At 67.0% G+C, this 18,785-nt stretch carries 19 protein-coding genes and 1 riboswitch; of the genes, 10 read left to right on the top strand and 9 right to left on the bottom strand.

All coding sequences use genetic code 11. The annotated features are described in order from the left end of the window. Positions 1-33 precede the first annotated feature (33 nt). The 3 genes from IEW19_RS07195 to IEW19_RS07205 all read left to right on the top strand — a co-directional run bounded on the left by IEW19_RS07195 (position 34) and on the right by IEW19_RS07205 (position 2,135). Positions 34-480 (top strand): DivIVA domain-containing protein, encoded by a 447-nt coding sequence (locus IEW19_RS07195; RefSeq protein ID WP_188570959.1) that lies wholly within the window; start codon positions 34-36, stop codon positions 478-480. Beyond that, positions 477-1,733: a putative hexosyltransferase gene (locus IEW19_RS07200; RefSeq protein ID WP_188570960.1), complete on the top strand. Its 1,257-nt coding sequence runs from the start codon at positions 477-479 to the stop codon at positions 1,731-1,733. The genes IEW19_RS07195 and IEW19_RS07200 overlap by 4 nt, the downstream gene beginning before the upstream one ends. 234 nt (positions 1,734-1,967) lie before the next feature. Beyond that, positions 1,968-2,135, top strand: a complete 168-nt coding sequence (locus IEW19_RS07205; RefSeq protein ID WP_009357720.1) for a DUF3117 domain-containing protein — start codon at positions 1,968-1,970, stop codon at positions 2,133-2,135. A gap of 57 nt (positions 2,136-2,192) precedes the next feature. Here the strand turns inward: IEW19_RS07205 and IEW19_RS07210 are convergent, their stop codons facing one another. Continuing rightward, the gene (locus IEW19_RS07210) at positions 2,193-2,825 is read right to left on the bottom strand and encodes an O-methyltransferase (protein ID WP_188570961.1); all 633 of its coding nucleotides are present in this window, start codon (positions 2,823-2,825) and stop codon (positions 2,193-2,195) included. Between the two features lie 230 nt (positions 2,826-3,055). Between IEW19_RS07210 and sigE the strand changes: the two genes are divergently transcribed. From sigE to IEW19_RS07225, 3 genes are all read left to right on the top strand, one after another. Further along, entirely contained in the window at positions 3,056-3,670 is a 615-nt protein-coding gene (gene sigE / locus IEW19_RS07215; RefSeq protein ID WP_159631489.1) for an RNA polymerase sigma factor SigE, read from the top strand. 8 nt (positions 3,671-3,678) lie between these two features. Then, positions 3,679-4,578, top strand: a complete 900-nt coding sequence (locus IEW19_RS07220) for an anti-sigma factor (protein WP_188570962.1) — start codon at positions 3,679-3,681, stop codon at positions 4,576-4,578. Positions 4,579-4,647: 69 nt separating this feature from the next. Further along, a complete protein-coding gene (locus tag IEW19_RS07225; RefSeq protein ID WP_188570963.1) occupies positions 4,648-5,052 on the top strand; it encodes a twin-arginine translocase TatA/TatE family subunit in 405 nt (134 codons plus the stop codon). 10 nt (positions 5,053-5,062) lie between these two features. Here the strand turns inward: IEW19_RS07225 and IEW19_RS07230 are convergent, their stop codons facing one another. The 3 genes from IEW19_RS07230 to IEW19_RS07240 form a co-directional block, all read right to left on the bottom strand. Further along, positions 5,063-6,220 carry an Mrp/NBP35 family ATP-binding protein gene (locus IEW19_RS07230; protein ID WP_188571006.1) on the bottom strand — a complete coding sequence of 386 codons (1,158 nt, stop codon included), beginning with the start codon at positions 6,218-6,220 and terminating at the stop codon, positions 5,063-5,065. 73 nt (positions 6,221-6,293) lie between these two features. Continuing rightward, complete coding sequence (locus IEW19_RS07235) at positions 6,294-6,986, bottom strand: DUF1003 domain-containing protein (RefSeq protein ID WP_188570964.1); 693 nt, start codon at positions 6,984-6,986, stop codon at positions 6,294-6,296. After that, the gene (locus tag IEW19_RS07240) at positions 6,970-8,253 is read right to left on the bottom strand and encodes a magnesium transporter MgtE N-terminal domain-containing protein (protein WP_188570965.1); all 1,284 of its coding nucleotides are present in this window, start codon (positions 8,251-8,253) and stop codon (positions 6,970-6,972) included. The genes IEW19_RS07235 and IEW19_RS07240 overlap by 17 nt, the downstream gene beginning before the upstream one ends. 77 nt (positions 8,254-8,330) lie before the next feature. Between IEW19_RS07240 and IEW19_RS07245 the strand changes: the two genes are divergently transcribed. Next, positions 8,331-9,320, top strand: a complete 990-nt coding sequence (locus tag IEW19_RS07245) for a YflT domain-containing protein (RefSeq protein WP_188570966.1) — start codon at positions 8,331-8,333, stop codon at positions 9,318-9,320. A 107-nt stretch (positions 9,321-9,427) separates the two neighbouring features. Here the strand turns inward: IEW19_RS07245 and IEW19_RS07250 are convergent, their stop codons facing one another. Then, positions 9,428-11,002, bottom strand: coding sequence for an aminopeptidase P family protein (locus IEW19_RS07250; protein ID WP_188570967.1), 1,575 nt, complete (start codon positions 11,000-11,002; stop codon positions 9,428-9,430). A gap of 80 nt (positions 11,003-11,082) precedes the next feature. Here IEW19_RS07250 and IEW19_RS07255 point away from each other — a divergent pair, with 80 nt between their 5' ends. Next, positions 11,083-11,931 carry a PHP domain-containing protein gene (locus IEW19_RS07255; protein ID WP_188570968.1) on the top strand — a complete coding sequence of 283 codons (849 nt, stop codon included), beginning with the start codon at positions 11,083-11,085 and terminating at the stop codon, positions 11,929-11,931. Between the two features lie 69 nt (positions 11,932-12,000). Here the strand turns inward: IEW19_RS07255 and IEW19_RS07260 are convergent, their stop codons facing one another. From IEW19_RS07260 to thiE, 4 genes are all read right to left on the bottom strand, one after another. Continuing rightward, positions 12,001-12,873: a DNA-methyltransferase gene (locus tag IEW19_RS07260; protein ID WP_188570969.1), complete on the bottom strand. Its 873-nt coding sequence runs from the start codon at positions 12,871-12,873 to the stop codon at positions 12,001-12,003. A gap of 8 nt (positions 12,874-12,881) precedes the next feature. Beyond that, positions 12,882-14,561, bottom strand: a complete 1,680-nt coding sequence (locus IEW19_RS07265; RefSeq protein ID WP_188570970.1) for a DEAD/DEAH box helicase — start codon at positions 14,559-14,561, stop codon at positions 12,882-12,884. A 290-nt stretch (positions 14,562-14,851) separates the two neighbouring features. Next, entirely contained in the window at positions 14,852-16,342 is a 1,491-nt protein-coding gene (locus IEW19_RS07270; RefSeq protein ID WP_188570971.1) for an RNB domain-containing ribonuclease, read from the bottom strand. A gap of 38 nt (positions 16,343-16,380) precedes the next feature. Next, complete coding sequence (gene thiE, locus IEW19_RS07275) at positions 16,381-17,115, bottom strand: thiamine phosphate synthase (RefSeq protein ID WP_188570972.1); 735 nt, start codon at positions 17,113-17,115, stop codon at positions 16,381-16,383. 27 nt (positions 17,116-17,142) lie between these two features. Further along, a riboswitch (TPP riboswitch) is annotated at positions 17,143-17,262 on the top strand. On the opposite strand from thiE, the gene IEW19_RS07280 reads away from it, so the two are divergent. After that, a complete protein-coding gene (locus IEW19_RS07280; RefSeq protein ID WP_188570973.1) occupies positions 17,254-18,552 on the top strand; it encodes an FAD-dependent oxidoreductase in 1,299 nt (432 codons plus the stop codon). Its footprint overlaps the riboswitch before it by 9 nt. Further along, on the top strand, positions 18,549-18,785 hold the full coding sequence (gene thiS / locus IEW19_RS07285; RefSeq protein WP_188570974.1) for a sulfur carrier protein ThiS: 237 nt from the start codon (positions 18,549-18,551) through the stop codon (positions 18,783-18,785). Before IEW19_RS07280 ends, thiS begins: the two co-directional genes overlap by 4 nt.

Here is an 18,785-nt window from a genome sequence, read left to right on the forward strand (position 1 = left end):
CGCCTTGCGTCAACGGTCTGGCACGATGGAGCCGTGAGCTTTTTTCTGGTTTTCCTCGCCATCGCGCTGGCAGCGGCGGTCCTTTGGGCCGGCCTGGGCCGGCGCTCCCGCAAGAGAGGCGGTGCTGCGCTGCCCGCCATGCTGGACAGCGGGTTCGAAGAGCCACCGGCCAACCTTCCGCCGGTGCTGCTGCCGGAGCGTGCCGTTTCGGAGGACGTGACCCGGCTGCGCTTCTCGCTGGGCCTGCGCGGTTACCGGATGGACCAGGTGGACCAGGTCCTGGACGAACTACGGGACCAGCTGGCGGCAAGGGATGCGGAATTGGCGGATCTGCGCACCCGGCTGCTCGCCGTGGAACAGTCCGCGGAGAGGACGTCCGACGCCGGATCCGCCGCGGGCGACACGGCAACGGAGGCGCCGGGCACAGGAGGCGGCGGGGCGGTCCATGAGGATGCCGCCCCGGGGAAGGGCGCCCCGTGAGCACGGTGGCCCGCCGCAACCCCCTGGCCTCTGCCGGCGATGCGGCCCATCGGGCGGCTTCCGCCGTCCGGGGCTGGCCGTGGTGGCTCCAGGTCACCGCACTGTACGCCGCCGCCAGGATGGCGTCAGCCTGCATCTTCATGGCCGCGGCACTTCACCAGGGCCCCAACCCCTGGTTCCCGCCAAAGCCCGACTACTGGAACTTCATCAACATCTGGGATGCCCGCTGGTACGCACAGGTCATCACGAACGGGTACCCCTCGGTCCTGCCCACCGACGGTGCCGGCAACGTGCAGGAAAATACGTGGGCCTTCTACCCGCTCTTTCCGGCACTGGCCGGCGGGCTCAGCCGCCTCACCGGCCTCAGCCCCGCAACCTCGCTCACGCTGATCGCCATGCTGGCCGGCTGGGGTGCCGCGCTGGCGGTGTACAAACTGTTCCGGCAGAAGGCTGCACATGCCACTGCCCTGTGGGGTGTCGCATTCTTTGCGGTCTTTCCCGTGTCCGCCGTCCTCCAGGTGCCCTACGCCGAACCACTGTCGCTCCTGCTGCTCGCCTGGGCGCTGCTGCTCGTGGTGCGCCGGCAGTTCCTGTGGGCCATCCCCGTGGTGGTCCTGCTGTGCCTGTCCCGGCCCGTGGGTGTGCCCTTTGCCGCCATGGCAGGGCTGCTCCTGGTCTTCCAAGTCGTCGCCTTCGTCCGGGCAAGCCCGCACCGCGGCAGCGACGACCCGGCCCGTTCCGGGCGGGACCTGGTGGCACTTACGGCGCTCACCGCCGTCGCGGGCGTCTCCGCCCTGGCCTGGCCTGCCGTGGCGTGGGCTGCCACGGGCGACCTCGAGGCCTATACAAAAACCGAGACCGTGTGGCGCGGCCAGGACCTGGTGCCTTTCAAGCCGTGGTTCGACACAGGCGTCGAGCTATTTGGCCCCGTCCTGGGCGTTCTTGCCCCCGTGTTGTTCGTGGCGTTGTTCGGTGTGATGCTGTTCCTTCCCCCGGTGGTGCGGCTCGGCGTCGAATTGAGGCTTTGGTGCGCCTGCTACATGGGATACCTGCTGGCCTTCCTCCACCCGCAGACCAGCACCTTTAGGATGCTGCTGCCGTTGTTTCCGCTGGCCCTGGCGGCTGTGTTCCTGTCCCGGTCGAGGGCGTACCGGGGGACTGTGGTGGTGATGTTCCTGCTGCTCCAGGTCGTGTGGATCGTCTGGCTGTGGGCGTGGGCCCCGCTGCCCGGCGGAGGGGATTATCCGCCCTAGCGAAACACGCTTCTGCGCAGGTCAGGGCGCGAATGACACGCGCAGGGAAATGTCCATCGATTAGCTACGTGCGTGTAATTACGCGATAATGATAGGTAAGCAAGGACAAAAGCATTCAGAAAACGTGCAGCCTTGGCGGTGGAACCACCACCGACGCCATAGCGGCCTGATCGACATGCGGACACAGCCCGCCCGGGCTGATTAGTCCTGGGACAAAATGGAGGGGAATTCCTCATGGCGGCTATGAAACCACGCACCGGCGACGGCCCAATGGAAGTCACCAAGGAGGGCCGCAGCCTCATCATGCGCGTCCCGCTCGAAGGCGGCGGGCGCCTGGTGGTCGAACTGAATGCTGCCGAAGCAGCCAATCTCAAGGAATGCCTGGTAGGCGTTACCGAATAGTCGTGCCGGACAGGGTGCGCAGCCCCCGGGCTGCGCACCCTGTCCTTTCTGCAGCGCCTATTTCTTGACGGCCACCAACAGGCCGTCCCCGGTGGGAAGCATTGCCGAAGCCAGCCTGTCGTCGTCGCGGATTGCCCTGCCCACCTGGCGCAGGACCACCGTGGTGGCCTCCCGGCCCGCCGGGTTGGCCACCTTGTCCTTGTCCAATGCATCGTTGATGACCAGCAGCCCGGCAGGCTTCAGCAGCCGGATGGCCTGTTGCACGTAACCGGGCAGGCCTGGCTTGTCGGCGTCGATGAACACCAGGTCGTACGCGCCGTCCGTGAGCCGCGGCAGGACATCGCCCGCGCGGCCGGAAATGGTGCGGGTGCGGTTGGCGGGACTGCCTGCCTCGCTGAACGCTTCGCGCGCGGCCTTCAGGTGCTCGACGTCCACGTCGATGGTGGTCAGGACTGCATGCGGGCCAAGGCCGCGCAGCAGGCAGACGCCGGAGACGCCGGCGCCGGTGCCGATCTCGACGGCGGTCTGGGCCTTGGAAGCGGCTGCCAGGACCGTGAGGACGGCGCCTACGCCGGGGCTGATGGCGCTTACTCCCAATTCAAAAGAACGTTCCCGGGCCCGAAGCATAACCTCATCCTCAGCGGGCAGATCTTCTGCATAGGACCAGCTGCTGGACTTGTCGGCGCTCATGAATTATCGCTTTCTGGGCGTAAAGGGGGAATGTCTCCTCCAGCCTACTGTGTCCCGCCCGGCCGGCCCGGGAAGCGGCAGTTGCGCCCAAGGCTGAAGTTTCCCCGGTGACCAGGAAATTCCCAGTCAAGTTTGACATGATTGATATCCGCTCATCCAACAGGTGACCGGCGCCGAATCAGAGATGTCAACAGTATCCGGGCGTTAGCATTCCATGAGGGGAGTGGATGATGTCATCTTCAGTTGTGGCACCTGTCCCTGCAGTAAACAATCCCGACGATGAGTGGGTCCGTCCCACCTGGGAAGAAGTGGTCACCAACCACTCCGCGAAGGTCTACCGGCTGGCGTACCGCCTCACGGGCAACAAGTTCGACGCCGAGGACCTCACCCAGGAAGTCTTCGTCCGCGTCTTCCGTTCCCTGGAGAACTTCAAGCCGGGAACACTCGACGGCTGGCTGCACCGGATCACCACCAACCTGTTCCTTGACCAGGCCCGGCGGAAGACCCGGATCCGTTTCGACGCCCTCGCTGAGGACGCGGAGTCCCGACTGCCCGGCCGTGAGCCGGGCCCCGAGCAAAGCTTCGAGCTGAACAACCTTGACCTGGACGTGCAGGCCGCCCTGGAGGAACTTCCGCCGGACTTCCGCGCCGCAGTGGTCCTGTGCGACCTTGAAGGGCTGTCCTACGACGAAGTCGCCGAGGCATTGGGCGTCAAGCTGGGCACCGTACGCTCGCGGATCCACCGTGGCAGGACCATGCTCCGCGAAAAGCTGGCCCACCGCGACCCGCGCCCGCAGCAGTCCCGCCGCAAGCTTTCGATGCCGCGCATTGCCGGCATCCTCTGAACGGCAGCATGAGGTCCCAGTTTCCTTTCGGCGGCAGGCATCAGCGCACTGGCAGCCACCTTGAGGCCTGCAATGAGTGTGCTGCCGCGGTACGCCGGGAACGGCAGTACCTCGAGCGCCTCCGGGATGCTCCCATCCCTCCCGCCAGCCAGGACCTGACGGCACGCTTGCTGGCACGCACCCACGAACTCGCTGCCCAGCCGTCCGCGCCGGTGCACCAGGGCGTGACGTCCCGCATGGCCGGACGGGCGCTGGCGCTGGCCGCGGGCGGAACCATGGCGGCGGCCGGGGTGCTTGCCGTGGGTGCCTTCACCGCAGCGGGAGATCCCGTCCCCGGTGAGGCCGCCGGGTCCGAAGCTGCCTTTTCACATGTCTCGTCCCAGACGCCTGCGGACGGCAGGACCCTGACCGCCGCGCAACTGGCCACGTTGCGCTCCGAGGGATGGGCCTGCCCGGAACTGGAGGCCATGGGGTTCCACCTGGAAGCCGCCAGGGCCCTGGTGGTTGACGGGCAGCCCGCAGTGGAGCTGCGGCTCACCGATGGCGCCCATCACGCCACCGTCACGGAACAGCACCCTGTCGCCAGGGAGGCAGCAGGGCAGCCCACGCCGGCCGCCTTGGGTGCGGAGGGGGAAGCCGCCGCCGATCAGGACGGCGGCCCGCAGCTCGGATGGGACACCACTCCGTTGTCCGCCACCTACCGGGCTGCCGGCCTCACCATGACCTACCGCTCGGACCTGCCCGCCGGGCAGGCCTATGATGCCCTGCCCACCCTCAAGCGGCTGGCCGATACTGCGGCGGAGGTTGCGGCAGCCGTTCCGGACGGGCCGGAGGTGCACGCCGGGGAGCCGCTGGATGCCCGGCTGGAACGCGGAATCAACAAGATCGCAGCCCTGTTCACTCAATGACGCGGACTGTTTCCCCGTCCGCCGGACGGGAATCGTCACTCACAGCCCGGAGAGGGTAATCTTCCTAAGGTGTTTGGAATCAACGGCCCGGAGTTCATTATTCTGCTGATCATTGGCGTGCTGGTGATCGGCCCCCAACGGCTGCCTGAATATACCCAGAAGCTGGCAAACCTGGTCAAGGAAGTCCGCCGCATGGCTTCCGGTGCGCGTGAACAAATCAAGGAAGAAGTGGGCATCGACATCGACGATGTCGACTGGAAGAAATACGATCCCCGCCAGTATGATCCCCGCCGCATCATTAGGGAAGCGCTGCTCGACGACGACACCAAGCCCATGAGCGCAGGCGCCCCCGCCGCGGTGGCTGCGGTTGCCGGTGCCGCTGCCGCTGGAGATTCAGCCCCCAAGCGCCCCGAAAGGGTTGTGCAGAGGCTGGCCCCGGGCGACATCGCCCCCTTCGACACCGAAGCCACCTAAGCGCGCCGACTCAGTGGGGCTGCAGCCCCAACTTCATTCCCGCCAGGCCGCGCGGCTTGGCGGCAAGTTGGCCGGCGATGCCGGCCAGCGCGGCAGCCGCTGCGGCTTCCGGGCGGCCAAGGACGATCGGAACCCCTGAGTCCCCGCCTTCCCGCAGCTGGATGTCCAGGGGAATCTGGCCCAGCAGCGGTACCTCCGCGCCGACCGTGGCGCTCAGGCGTTCCGTGAGTACCGCCCCGCCGCCGCTTCCGAACAGTTCCATCCGCGCGCCGTCGGGCATTTCCAAATAGGACATGTTCTCGATGACGCCCGCGACCTTCTGCCCCGTCTGGGTGGCGATGGCGCCGGCACGCTCGGCGACGTCGGCCGCGGCTGCCTGGGGTGTGGTGACCACGAGGATCTCGGCCTTGGGCAGCAGCTGCCCAACGGAGATGGCGATGTCACCGGTGCCCGGCGGAAGGTCAAGGAACAGGGCATCCAGGTCGCCGAAATAGACATCCGTGAGGAACTGTTCCAGGGCCCGGTGCAGCATGGGTCCGCGCCAGGCAACGGGCTGGTTGCCGGTGACGAACATGCCGATGGAGATCACCTTCACCCCGTAGGCAACAGGGGGAAGAATCATGTCATCCACCTGGGTCGGCGCCTGGGTGATGCCCAGCAGGGCAGGCACGGAGAATCCATAGACATCCGCGTCCACGATTCCCACCCTGAGCCCCTGCGCGGCCAGGGCGGTGGCCAGGTTGACCGTCACCGAGGACTTTCCCACGCCGCCCTTGCCGCTGGCCACCGCGTAGACCTTGGTCAGGGAATCCGGCTCATTGAAGGGAATCCTGCGCTGGCCGCCCGCGCCGCGCAGCTTCTCCTTGAGGGCGTCCCGCTGCGCCTGGTCCATCACCTTGAGCTCCACGTCGACGGCGGTGACTCCGGGGACGGCGAAAAGGGCCTTCCGGGCGTCCGCGGTGATGGTGTCCCGCAACGGGCAGCCGGCGATGGTGAGCAGGACTGCCACGGTGACCTTGCCGTCGTCGGAAACCTGCACGGAGTCCACCATGCCCAACTCAGTGATCGGACGGCGAAGTTCCGGATCGATGACCGTGGCCAGGGCGTTGTTGACCGCCTGGACCAGCGGGGCCTGGCTGCTGGTTGCAGGATCGATGGGGGCGCTCATGGAAGGGGCCTCGGCTTTCGTGCGGTTGCGGCGGTTGTGGCCGGAGGCCAGCCGGTGATGGGCGGACTGGCGGTCATTGGGCAGAATGGCCGGGCCTGACCCGGGGGATCTGCTGGGTGCGCGGGCTGCGCTGCCGGTCCCGTTGCTCACGGAGTTTGTCCTTGACCTTATCGCGCTGGGATTCATGCGAGCCCGGTCCGGTGTCGTCATGGGTCCGGAGCTCCTCCTGGGCTTCCAGCAGGTCCTCAAGGAGTGAGCGCAGCTCGGCCCGGACGTAGTCGCGGGTGGCAACCTCGCGCAGTGCGATCCGCAGGGAGGCAAGTTCCCGGGTCAGGTATTCGGTATCGGACAGGTTGCGCTCGGCGCGCTGGCGGTCCTGCTGCAGCGAGACGCGGTCGCGGTCATCCTGCCGGTTCTGCGCCAGCAGCAGCAGGGGCGCTGCATAGGACGCCTGCAGCGACAGCATCAGGGTCAGCAGGGTGAAGCCAAGGTCCCTTGAGTCGAACTGCCATTCGGTGGGTGCCCACGTGTTCCAGCCCAGCCAGAAAATGCAGAACACCGTCATGTAGACCAGGAACTGGGGTGTACCCATGAACCGGGCAAAGCCCTCGGTGGCGTGTCCGAACGCATCCGGGTCGGGACGGAAAGTGGGCAGGATCCGCTGCCGGCCGCTCAGGGGTGTGTCGAGGCTGCCTTTTGATTCCACTTTGGCCAGGTTCCGCTGGTTGGGGTTCTTCGGAGAACTGTTATCAGCCAATGCGGCCACCGAGCTTTCTTATCGGGGCTTCGCCATCATGGGCGCGCCAATCGTCCGGCAACAAATGATCCAATACGTCATCAACAGTCACCGCCCCCACCAGCCGGCCGGCATCGTTAACAACCGGGAGGGAGTTCAGGTTGTACGTAGCCAGGGCCCGCGCCACTTCGCTGATGTGGGCGTGATCGGACAACGGCTCGAGGTTCTTGTCCACCAGGTTTCCCAATGCCTCGAACGGCGGGAAACGCAGCAGCTGCTGGATGTGCACCACGCCCAGGAATCGTCCCGTGGGGGTCTCCAGCGGTGGCCGGGCAATGAAGATCGACGACGCCAGGGCCGGGGAGAGCTCCTCGCGCCTGACGTGCGCCAGGGCTTCGGCAACCGTGGCTTCCGGCGGCAGGATGACCGGCACCGGGGTCATCAAACCGCCGGCGGTGTCCTCGTCGTATTCAAGCAGGCGGCGGACGTCCTCGGCGCCTTCGGGCTCCATGAGCTGGAGCAGTTCCTCGGCCTGGGCGGAGGGGAGCTCACCAAGGAGGTCGGCGGCGTCGTCGGGATCCATCTCCTCCAGGACGTCGGCGGCACGCTGGACGTCCAGCGCGGAGAGGATTTCCACCTGGTCGTCTTCCGGAAGTTCCTGGAGGACGTCTGCCAGCCGTTCGTCCTGCAGCTCGCTGGCCACCTCGAAACGGCGTTTGTCGCTCATCTCCTGGAGGGCTTCGGCGAAGTCCGCCGGTTTGAGGTCCTCGTGGTTGGCCACGAACTGGGTGGCGGCCTGCGGCTCGGTATGCGGTCCCTGCTGGGCGTCCGCCCAGTCGATGATCAGGGTTTCGTTGCGGCGCAGCCGGCTCAGGGGGGACAGCGAGTGCCCGCGCCGGACAAAGAGCTTGCTCACGAACCAGTCGCGGGATCTGTGCTGGTCCATGGCGATGTCTTCGATGGTGGCGTCGCCGCTGCCGTCGCGGAGGGTGACGCGCCGGTCGAACATCTCGGCCACCACCAGGGTTTCCGCCCCGCGCTGTTCAAACCGGCGCAGGTTGACCAGGCCCGTGCAGATAATCTGGGTCTGGTCGATAGAGGTAATGCGGGTCATGGGTACGAAGACACGCTTCTTCCCGGGGACTTCCACCACGAGGCCCACCACGTGCGGGGTTCCCTGGGTTCCCCTGGACAGCACAACCACATCACGCAGCCGGCCCAGCCGGTCGCCCAGCGGGTCGAAGACGTCGAGGCCGAGGAGGCGTGCCACGAAGACGCGTGTAGGTGTTGTGCTCACCACTACAGGCTACCGAGTCTGCTCTCTTTTAGCTGAATTTACAGGCGGCACCCACCTTGATGGGCAAGAATGGGTCTATGTCGAACTTATTTGGTGGTCCCAAGGCCGGCGCCGCGAATGGACCGGACGATGCCCGGGCTGTTCCCACCGGTGACACCGTTGGCTCCTACACCTCCTACCTCGACGCCCAGAAAGCGGTTGACTACCTGGCTGACCAGCAGTTTCCGGTCCAACTGGTGTCCATCGTGGGCAACGAACTGAAGATGGTGGAGCGGGTTACGGGCCGCCTGAGCTACCCCAGGGTGGCCCTTTCGGGAGCACTGAGCGGCATGTGGTTCGGCCTGTTCGTTGGTGTCATGCTGTCCTTTTTCGCGCCGTCGCCCGGGTACTTCTCGATCATGACGTCGGTGCTGATGGGCGCGGCCTTCTTCATGCTCTTCGGGATCGTCACTTACGCCATGCAGCGGGGCAAGCGGGACTTCACCTCCACCAGCCAGGTGCTGGCCACGAGCTATGACGTGATCGTGGCACCGGAGGCAGCCCACGAGGCCCGCCGCCTCCTGCAGCAGTTGCCGATGTCCCGTTCGGACGCGGCCGGCCACGGCCCTTATACGCAGCACGACTACTACAACCAGCCGTACCAGCAGCACCAGCAGGAGCCGGGGCAGCAGCAGGGGCAGGGCCCCGCCCGTCCCGCCGGCTGGAACGATCCCTACGGCCAGCGGTCCTCCGGCTCCCCTGTCCAGGACGGCGGCGGGCAGGACGGGCACGGTTACCCGGACGACGGCGCCCAGCAGCACAGTGCCCAGCAGCACAGTGCCCAGCAGTACGACGGCGGCCAGCAACAGCAGCCGGTCCGTTCCGTCCGCTACCCCGACCTTCCCGACGGCCGCCCGCAGTACGGCGTCCGCCTGCCGCAGGGGCCCGCCGCAGATGCCGGGCAGCCGGTCGCAGGACAGAGCCTGGGCGAGGGCACAGAACATCGGGGAGAACACGCTGCGGACCATGGCGGGGAACAGCAATACGGCCAGGACGGGGACCAGCCCAGGGGCGAACACCGGCAGTAACAGCGCCGGTGCCGCCAAGGTTCACGACGCCTGAGGGCAGCACGAACGAAGAGCGGGACCGCTGGAATGTATCCGGCGGTCCCGCTCTTTTGCTGTCCCTGCCCCGGTCAGGCTTCTTCTGTCCGGTAGATGCCGGCCATCCAGTCCTCGACGTCCTCCGGATCGCGCGGCAAGGCGGCGCTGAGGTTGACGGGGCCATCAGCGGTCATGAGGATGTCGTCCTCGATCCTGACTCCGATGCCCCGGTATTCCTCCGGGATCGCAAGGTCTTCCTTCTTGAAGTACAAGCCCGGCTCGATGGTGAACACCATGCCTTCGGTGAGGACGCCGTCGAGGTAGAGGTCCCGCTTGGCCTGTGCACAGTCATGCACGTCCAGTCCCAGGTGGTGGCTGGTACCGTGCGGCATCCAGCGGCGGTGCTGCTGCCCCTCCGGGCTGATCGCTTCCTCCACGCTGACGGGCAGGATGCCCCAGTCGGCCAGGCGCTCAGCCAGGACCGTGGTGGCGGCGGTGTGGATGTCGCGGAACTTGGTACCCGGCTGGGCGGCTGCGAACCCTGCATCGGCAGCATCGAGGACTGCCTGGTAGACCTTGCGCTGGATGTCGCTGAAGGTGCCGCTGGCCGGGAGGGTCCGGGTGATGTCTGCCGTGTAGAGCGAGTCCGCCTCGACGCCGGCGTCCAGGAGCAGGAGCTCGCCGGCGTGGATCCGGCCGGTGTTGCGGGTCCAGTGGAGCACGGTGGCGTTGTTGCCCGAAGCTGCAATGGTGTCGTAGCCCAGCTCATTGCCCACCTCGCGTGCACGGGCGAAGAAGGCTCCCTCGACCACCCGTTCACCGCGGGCATGCGTGAGGGCGCGCGGCAATGCCTTGACAACTTCTTCAAAGCCCTCAACGGTGCCGGACACCGCGGTCTTCATCTGCTCGATTTCCCACTCATCCTTGAGCAGGCGCAGTTCCGAGAGAGCTTCACTGAGCTTCTCGTCCAAGGCATCGAGGACGCCAAGGTCCAGGTTCTCCGGATCCTTGGCGGTGTTGTACCGGGCGGTGTCCACCAGGGCATCAATGTTGTCATCCACCTTGCGGACCAGGCGGACGGAGATGCCGCCGATTTCCGGGGCGCCGACGTCCTTGGTGATGGCCGTTTCCAGCTGGTCGATGTGCGCGGTGGCCAGTCCCAGGCGGGCCTCGAACTCTTCCAGGGTGGGGCGGGCCCCAATCCAGAACTCGCCGGAGCGGGAGTCCGCGTAGAACTGTTCGGTATCCCTCCCGGCCAACGGCCGGAAGTAGAGCGTCGCCCGGTGGTTGCCGCCGTCGTCGCCCGTTCCCTCGTTGACCGGTTCCAGGACCAGGACAGCGTCAGGCTCGTGGTCCAGGCCGAGGCCGGTCAGGTGCGCGAAGCCGGAGTGGGGGCGGAAGCGGTAGTCGCAGTCGTTGGAGCGGACCTTCAGCGGCCCCGCAGGGATGACCAGGCGCTCGCCTTTGAACTGGGCGGAGATCGCCTTACGCCGGCCTGCGGCGTAGCCGGCCACGGCGGCACGCTGGGGAAGTTCCTGGCTGGAGGGCGCCCAGTTGCTGGCCATGAAAGCCTTGAACGCGGTGGAACTGGGCCGCTGGGAGCGGTTGTTGACGCGCTCCTCCAGCGGCTGGGAAGCAGAGTTTAGGGTGTTTTCGGCATCGTTCACGGCACCATCGTCTCACCAGCGTCCCGGCTAAGCGAACAGGGCAGCCCGGTCCCTGGTTCGCGGTCCACTACGCTGGATAAGTGAGGATTGACCTGCATGCCCACTCCAACGTCTCCGACGGCACCGAGACTCCTGCCGATGTCATGGCCTCTGCTGCCAGGGCGGGACTGGATGTGGTGGCCCTGACCGACCACGATTCGACGGCCGGCTGGGCGGAGGCGGCCGCGGCCGCTGCCATGTACGGCGTGGCCCTGGTGCCTGGCATGGAGGTTTCGTGCCGGACGGAGGAGGGCATCAGCGTCCACCTCCTGAGCTACTTGCATGACCCTACCCATCCCGGCCTCCTTGAGGAAATCACCAAGGCCAAGGACTCCCGCCTGACCCGCGCCGAACGGATGGTCACCATCCTGGCCGAGGACTATCCGCTCACCTGGGACGATGTGATCCACCGTGTGGCACCGGGCGCCACTCTTGGCCGTCCGCACATTGCCGATGCCCTTGTCGCCGCAGGTGTCGTGGAGGACCGCTCAGAGGCCTTCGCCTCCATCCTCACTTCCCGCTCCCGTTATTTCATTCCGCACTACGCTCCGGACCCGGCCACCGCCGTCGAACTTGTCCGGGCCGCCGGCGGGGTGCCCGTGTTCGCCCACCCCGTGGCGTCCGCGCGCGGGCGGATCGTAGGGGAGCGGACCTATCGGGAGATGATCGACGCCGGCCTGGCGGGCTTGGAGATCGACCACCGGGACAACCCGGAAGAGGGCCGCGACTTCCTGCGCCGGCTGGCGGGCAGGCATAACCTTCTTATCACCGGTTCCTCCGACTACCACGGCACCGGCAAGCCCAACCTGCTCGGCGAAAACCTCACGGCACCGGAAATGCTGGCACGGATCGAGGAGCTCGGCACGGGAACCGTCGTCGTCCGTCCCTGACGTCGCGCCTGTCCCAACCAGGTAGCGCCAACTGTCGTTCTGACGCGGCAAAACGACAGTTGGTGCGACCTAGTTGGGCTGGAACGTGGCCAAGGTGGCGTGCGCGCCGAGCCGCTTGGCCATGATGTCGATGGCCGGCTGGTTCTGGTCGACGCAGACGAATTTCCGGCCAAGCTTGGCGGCAACGGCCCCCAGCGTGCCGGAGCCGGCGAAAAAGTCGAGGCACCAGTCCCCGGGGCGGGACGATGCAGCGACGGCCCGGCGGACCAGGCCCTCCGGCTTCTGCGTGGGGTAGCCGGTCTTTTCCTTGCCGGTGGGAGAGACGATGGTGTGCCACCAGACATCCGTGGGCAGCTTGCCCAGTTCCCGTTTGGCGGGCGTCACCAGGCCCGGCGCCATGTAGGGCTCGCGGTCCACCTCGGCGCTGTCGAAGTGGTATTTTGCCGGGTTCTTCACGTACACGAGGATGTTGTCGTGCTTGGTGGGCCACCGGTTTTTCGCCCGGGCGCCGTAGTCGTACGCCCAGATGATCTCGTTCAGGAAGCATTCGCGGCCAAAGATGGCGTCCAGCATCACCTTGGCGTAGTGCACCTCGCGGTAGTCCAGGTGCAGGTACAGGGTGCCGTCGTCGGCGAGCAGCCGCCAGGCCTCCACGAGCCTTGGTTCCAGGAACGACCAGTAGTCGCTGAACGCGTCATCGTAACGGTGCAGGGCACCCTTGATGGTGTCGTAGGAACGGCCCTTGAATCCCACCCGGTCCCCGCTGCCGCCGGCGTTGACCACCATCCTGGTTTCCTGGCGCTGCTGCGGCCTGCCCGTATTGAAGGGCGGATCCACGTATATCAGTGTGAAGGCGCCGTCCGGCAGCGTGGGGAGGTACTCCGCGTTGTCCGCGTGCACCACCAGGCTGCCGCCGTCCGGCGCCCAAACAGTGTCAGTCATGAGGGCAGTTAGGCCTCGGAGTTGCCGGGCTGCGCACCCTGGTCGGTGCCCGCCACCACTTCACCGTTGCGGCGGCGGGTGCGGGTCCGGCTGCGGCGGGCACGCGAGGGCTGTTCGCCGTCGGTTGCGGGGGCGGCAGCCTCACCGGCAGAAGGGGAGGCAGCGTCTGACGTACGACGACGGCGCTCGCCTGAGCGGGCAGCGGAATCACCGCTGCGGCCACCTTCGCGGCTGCCGCCCTTGCTGCGTCCCCGTCCGTCCCGGTCGCGTGACCGGTCAGAGTCACGGCTGCCGCGGCTGTTCTTCTTGCCGGTTTCACCCAGGTCCTCAAGCACCTCGGCGTCCACGCCGGCCAGCGTGCGCTTGTCACGCGGCAACCGGCCCTTGGTGCCCTCGGGGATGTCCAGGTCGGTGAACAGGTGCGGCGAGGACGAGTAGGTTTCCACGGGCTCGGGAACGTTCAGGCCCAGTGCCTTGTTGATCAGGGCCCACCGGGGAACATCGTCCCAGTCCACGAACGTGACGGCGGTGCCCTTGTTGCCCGCGCGGCCGGTGCGGCCAACGCGGTGCAGGTAGATCTTTTCGTCCTCCACGCACTGGTAGTTGATCACGTGGGTGACGTCCTCGACGTCGATGCCGCGGGCGGCGACGTCGGTGGCCACCAGGACGTCCACCTTGTTGTTGCGGAAGGCCCGAAGGGCCTGCTCACGGGCGCCCTGGCCCAGGTCGCCGTGGATGGCGGCGGCCGCGAAGCCGCGGTCCACCAGTTCCTCGGCCACCTTGGCGGCGGTGCGCTTGGTCTTGGTGAAGATGATGGTCCGCCCGCGGCCCCGGGCCTGCAGGATGCGGGCCACCACTTCGGTCTTGTCCATGCTGTGCGCACGGTAGATCAGCTGGCGGATGTCCCGCTTGGTCAGGCCCTCATCCTCCGGATCCGCGGCGCGGATGTGCGTGGGCTGGGTCATGTACCGGCGTGCCATGGCGATGACCGGCCCCGGCATGGTGGCGGAGAACAGGAGGGTCTGGCGGACGGCGGGGGTTCCCGCGATGAGGGTCTCCACATCCGGCAGGAAGCCCAGGTCCAGCATCTCGTCGGCCTCGTCCAGCACCACGATTTTTACGTTCTTCAGGCTCAGGTGCTTCTGCTTGTAGAGGTCGATCAGGCGGCCGGGAGTGCCGACCACAACCTCGACGCCCCGCTGCAATGCCTCCACCTGCGGCTCGTAGGCGCGGCCGCCATAGATGGTGGTGATCCGGGCGTTGCGCTTGCGTGACGCCGTCTGCAGGTCGTTCGCCACCTGCACTGCCAGTTCGCGGGTGGGAACAATGACCAGGGCCTGCGGGGCTCCTGGCACAGCCAACTTGGCGTAGCCGGGATCGTCCTGTCCGATGACCCGCTGCAGTGCGGGAATGCCGAAGCCCAGGGTCTTGCCGGTGCCGGTCTTGGCCTGGCCGATGATGTCGTGGCCGCCCAGGGCCACCGGCAGGGTCATGGCCTGGATGGGGAATGGGTGGGTAATCCCGGCGTCGGCCAGCGATTCGACGATGTCGGCGCGGACGTTGTAGTCGGCAAAGGACTTTTCCGCGATCTCATGGGGCGTCTCGTCCGAGATGATGGTTTCTTCCGGCTCGATGGTTTCCGTGCCGGATTCATCGCTCAGAAGCTGGTGCGTATGCAATTCACTCACAGGGGAGTTTCCTTATTCATTTGGGCATTGGCGCTGCCTGCTCAACGGGCCGGCCAGGGCTGGCCGCTCCGGAGCACGCTCAGGCGCGCAAGCGATTCCAGTGGAAGCCGATCGCGGGCTATCTAATGCTGGCACTGGTGACCAACTGGCAAATCTCAAGATCGCGTAGGGGCGGGCTTGTTGGTTTCAAAACGAGGAAATCAACGACCGGGCATCCAGTTCTACCCCTCCAGTCTAGCCGTACGCTCGCACAATCACGTTTCGGCCCGCCAGCGGCACCAGCTGAACCCTCAGGAAACGAGTTCGAAGTGGATCTGCCGGGTGGTGATGTCCGACGAAATCAGCCGGACGCGGACCTTGGTGCCGGATACCAGTTCGCCGGCGCAGCGGGCCGTGACTGCGGGTTCGGCGATCTGGATGACCCCGGAACTTCCGTTCCCGTTTCCGTTTCTCCCGTTCCCGTTTCCACTTCCGTTTCCGTTCCCGGTCTGCGGCTTGGACCCGGAAATGACGATCGCGTCGAACTCCTGGCCAATGTGGTTCAGCAGCAGCGCGGCCTCCACGGTATCCAGGGCCAGCCGCTCCATCCGGGACGCCAGCTGGTCTGATCCGGCCATGATGCCAGGCAGCAGCGGAAGGGCGTCCCGTGCCCAGCCGGGAACGTCGCCGCCGTTGCTCAGGGCCTCGCAGATGACCAGCACGAAGCGGTCCACCAGGCGGCGCAGCGGCGCGGTGGTGTGGGCATAGGCCGCGCCGATGGCGGATTGCACGCCATCCTCGGGGACGGTTCCGTCAAAGGCGGTATAGGACGCTCCCCGGAACAGCATGCCGGCGGAATGCATGATGGCCAGCTGGCGCGGGTCGGTGGGATCCAGCGAACGGAGGTACTCGCCATAGCTGACTTCCCCGTCCCACGGCCTGCCCAGCACCTCGGTCTGCAGCCGGAAATGCTTCAGGGACCGTTCATCCGGAGCCGGCATGGTGCGAAGGATGCCCACCTTGCCGTCAAGCATGAGCTGCGCGGCGGCCATCCCGGTCATCAGCGAAATCTGCGCGTTCCAGTCCTCCACCGGAAGCTGCGGAACAGCGACTATCCGGTAGCCGCCGTCGGGCAGCTGGACAATCTCCTGCTCTGGCATGTTGAGGCTGGCCCCTGCGCGGGCCCGCTCCAGCTCCACCCGCTTTAGGCCCACCTCGCGGAGGAGCTGCAGCACGGCGGAGGCAGTACCGGCGTCGAGATCGGCTTGCGCGCCCTTATAGCTGAGCTTGTCGCGGCTGCGGACCCGTGCCCGCCGGACGCCGACCGACAGCACCGACGCGCCGCCGTCGAGTGTAAAGTCCCAGACGAACGCGGAACATTCCTGGCCGGGCAGCAGGCTTCCTGCCCCTTCGCTGATCACCTCAGGGTGCAGCGGGATCCGGCCGTCGGGAGCATAGAACGTCTGTCCGCGGCGCCGCGTCTCGGCGTCGAGTGGACCTCCCGGCGCAACAAACGCCGGAACGTCGGCGATCGCGTACATCACGCGGTAGCCGTCCCCGTCCGGTTCGATGAACACAGCCTGGTCCAGGTCCGTGGAGGACGCCGGATCGATGGTCACGAATTCCACGGCGGTCAGGTCGTAGGACGGTAGCCTCAAAGCGGCCACGGCTGCCCGGGCGTCCGCCAGGGCGTCGGCCGGATACGGGCCCGGCAGTTCGAGTTCCGTCCGCAGCAGGCCCAACGCCTCTTCCAAGGCGTTTCTGTGGTCATGGACGTTGGGGGCCAGCCGATGATGTGACACAAAAATCAGCGTAGTCCCAAGTCCGGGGTTAAGCAGGCTCAGGAACCTGCGGCGTCCAGTGCGTCGAGGAGGGAGGCAGCTGCGGCCGCAGGATCGGCGGCCTCGGTGATGGCCCGGACCACCACGATCCTCCGCGCGCCCGCTTCCGCCACCTCGCGGACGTTTCCGTGGTCGATGCCGCCAATGGCAAACCACGGCACAGGATCCGCCACCTGCCGGGAGGCTTTGGCCGCGTACTTCACCAGTTCGGGGCCGACGGCGGCCCTGCCGGGTTTGGTGGGCGTGGCCCAGACGGGACCCACGCAGAAGTAGTCCAGCCCTGACGGGCCGGCAGTTGCTGCCAGGGCGGCGTCCACCTGTTCAGTGGTGTGGCTGGATAGGCCGATGGCCGCGTTGCCGTTGACCAGCGTACGGGCCGCGGCCAACGGAAGGTCCTTCTGGCCGATGTGGAATACCGGTGCCCCGGACAGCACCGCGATGTCTGCGCGGTCATTGACGGCCCACAGCCTGCCGTGCCGTACTGCAGTCTCCTTCAGCACCGCCAGGAGGTCCAGTTCCTCGGCCGCCTCGATGGCCTTGTCGCGCAGCTGGATGATGTCCACCCCGCCTGCAAACGCAGCGTCCACGAATTCCGCAAAGTCGCCGCGCCCACGCCGTGCATCGGTGCAGAGGTACAGGCGGGCTGCCTGCAGCGCATCGTTGTCCCGTGCATTGACAACCTCGGTGGCTGGAGCGTGGGGGCCGGCGGGCAGGGATGAGGGGGACACATTCATGCCTGCAAGCCTAGTTCCTCTAAACTGGGCTGGTACTGCGGGAGCCCGCGGCAGCTGTCACAAAGCGCCGGGCTGAGAGGGCGTCAGAGCCGACCGCTTGACCTGATCCGGTTAATACCGGCGTAGGGAAGGAACCGTATGCGTACCCCCATTGACACCAACCCCGAGCCCGCCGCTGCCATCCATTCCACCGTCCGGGCCGACGTCGCCGTTATCGGCGGGGGAGTGGTTGGGCACGGAATCGCCTGGGAGGTGCAGCGTTCCGGACGCACTGTGGTCCTTATCGATGATGCACCCGGTGCCGGTGCCAGCTGGGCCGCCGCCGGCATGCTGGCCCCCGTCAGCGAACTGCACTACCAGGAGGAGGATCTCCTGGAACTGATGCTGGAGGCATCATCGCGCTGGCCTGCGTTTGCCGCCGGCGTCGCTGGTGCAACCGGCGCCGATCCCGGATACCTTACGACGCCGACACTCGCCGTGGGTGCCGACCCGGCTGACCGCCGGGCACTGATGGATCTCCGCGCGGTGCAGCAGGCCAACGGACTGGCGGTGGAGACACTGACAGTGCGGGAGGCCCGGACACGTGAGCCGCTCCTCAGCCCCGCCATCGCCTGCGCCCTGGATACGCCGGCGGACCACCAGGTGGATCCCAGGCGCCTGGTGGCAGCCCTGCGGCTGGGCCTCGCCGGCACGGCGCGGGAGTTGCCGGAACTGGCGGTTGCCGGGGCGGTGGACGGTTACGCAGTGCCGGACCGGGCAGTTGGGCTCCTTTGGGAGGGCGGAACGGTCGCCGGTGCCCGCCTCGCCACCGTCGGCACCGTCCTTGCGACGGAAACAGTGGTAGCGAACGGCCTGCAGGCGGGGGCCCTCCGCGGCCTGCCCGAAGGCCTCGAGCTGCCCCTGCGGCCCGTGCATGGGGACATCCTCCGCCTTGCGGTTCCCCGCCACCTTCAGCCCCTGGTGACCGCAACGGTGCGTGGCCTGGTCCACGGGGTTCCGGTGTACATCGTTCCGCGGCAGGACGGGACCGTGGTGATCGGAGCCACCCAGCGGGAGGACGCCCTCTCCGACGCAGTAAGCGCCGGGGGCGTGTACCAGCTGCTGCGGGACGCACAGGCGCTGGTGCCCGCCGTCGCTGAACTTGAACTCGTGGAATGCACCGCGCGTGCCCGCCCGGGAACCCCCGACAACGCGCCGCTGCTGGGCCGGCTGCCAGTGCACCCGGGCTCCGGCGCCCCGGAGGCGGGGCACGTGCCGGGACTCATCATCGCCACCGGCTTCTTCCGGCATGGCGTGCTGCTCACTCCCGCCGCTGCAGCCATCTGCACGGCACTGCTGGACGGAAAGGCCGATCCCCGCTGGGCGCCCTTCAGCCCGGAGCGGTTCTCCCGGTCCGTCGCGGCCGCCCCAAGCCCCCACATCAAGGAGACAGCGTGAACATCACCCTCAACGGAAGCCCGCACAAATTAGCGGACGGCGCTTCCATCACCACGCTCATCAGCCAGGTCACCGGACGCCCGCTGGCTGAGAACGGACAGGCGACGGATGGCGGGAAACTGGGCGTCGCCGTCGCACACAACGCCCAAGTGGTCCCGCGCAGCCAATGGTTCGCCACGGCGCTCGCCGAGGGCGACGACATCGAACTCGTCACAGCAGTACAGGGAGGCTGA

Source organism: Arthrobacter liuii (genome assembly GCF_014639275.1).
GTDB lineage: Bacteria > Actinomycetota > Actinomycetes > Actinomycetales > Micrococcaceae > Arthrobacter > Arthrobacter liuii.